Genomic DNA, 1,191 nt, shown 5'->3' with positions numbered 1-1,191 from the left:
AGGTAGCGGTTGCCCTTGCCGCTGGCCGCTTTGCCGGTCGGGCGGCCGGCAGATTCGTTGACTCCGGGCGCGAACCGGGCCCACGAGGCCAGGTGTGCCGGGGTCGGGAAGCGGGTCATGTCGATGCCGATCTCGGCCAGGATCAGCTGCGCGGCGATCGGCCCGATCCCGGGGATCGCGTCCAGCCGCGCCACCGCCGGGGCCAGCTCGCCGAGTTGGGCGGCGATGCGGTCCTGCACGGTGGCGACGTCGGCGGTGATCGCGTCCACCCGGCGCAGCATCTGGGCCAGCAGGAACGCGTGGTGCTCGGTGAATCGGCCGGTGAGCGCCTCGGTCAGGCGGGCGGTCTTGGACCGGAGCGTGCCGCGGGCCAGATGGGCGAGGACCGCCGGATCACGCTCGCCGGCAATCAGCGCCGCCATGATCGCCCGCCCGGAGACCCCGAACGGGTCGCTGACCACGACCGCGAGCTTGATCAGCGCGTCCTCGAGCAGCTTCTCCACGCGCTGCTTCTCCGCGGTGCGTTCGGTGAGCAGGTCGACCCGGTAGCGGGTCAGGTCGCGTAGCTGCCGGATCGCCGGCGGTGGCACGAAGCTGGGCCCCAGCATCTGCCGCTCGGCGACCTTGCACAGCCACACCGCGTCCAGCCGGTCGGTCTTGGGCCGGCCGGGCAGGTGCTTGACGTCGTGGGCGTTGACCAGCCAGGTCTCGAACCGGTCCTCCAGCAGATAGAACGGCGCGCGCCAGTAGTCGCTGGTCGCCTCCATCACCACCCGAGTGACCCCGAGGCCGGCCAGCCAGTCACCCAGCGCCAGAAGCGCGCCGGTCATCGTGGAAACGGTGCGGATCTCCTGCATGCGGTGCCCGCCCGGGCCGGGCACCCGCGCGCAGCACACCACCTCGGCCTTGCCGATATCCAGCGCGGCGACTCGCTCGATGATCTCGGGCTCGTCGGTCTCGACCTGCATCGCCCTCGCCTCCCTGGAGGATCTGTGGAGGCGGCCACCCGCAGGAGCTGCAGGGAACGGCGAATCTGATCCTCGTGCTCGAAGCACACGCAACGGCCCACGACACAGCTCCCGGCGCCCGACTATGGGACGGCCTCGAACGACCATGCCACCACGACGTCAACGGATGGCCGCGCACCATTTCCAGACCGCAACGCCGTCCCCGGTAGGGGACGCCGCCGGC

1 protein-coding gene is annotated in these 1,191 nt (G+C 71.3%); it reads right to left on the bottom strand.

Translation table 11 applies throughout. The features are described 5' to 3' along the window. On the bottom strand, positions 1 to 968 hold a 968-nt coding region (locus tag MY520_RS27870), incomplete at its 3' end, for an IS110 family transposase (protein ID WP_436695947.1). Positions 969 to 1,191 lie beyond the last annotated feature (223 nt).

The sequence above is a fragment of the Geodermatophilus sp. CPCC 205506 genome, from assembly GCF_051383635.1.
Lineage (GTDB): Bacteria > Actinomycetota > Actinomycetes > Mycobacteriales > Geodermatophilaceae > Geodermatophilus.
This window is presented reverse-complemented; position numbering and strand designations above follow the sequence as displayed.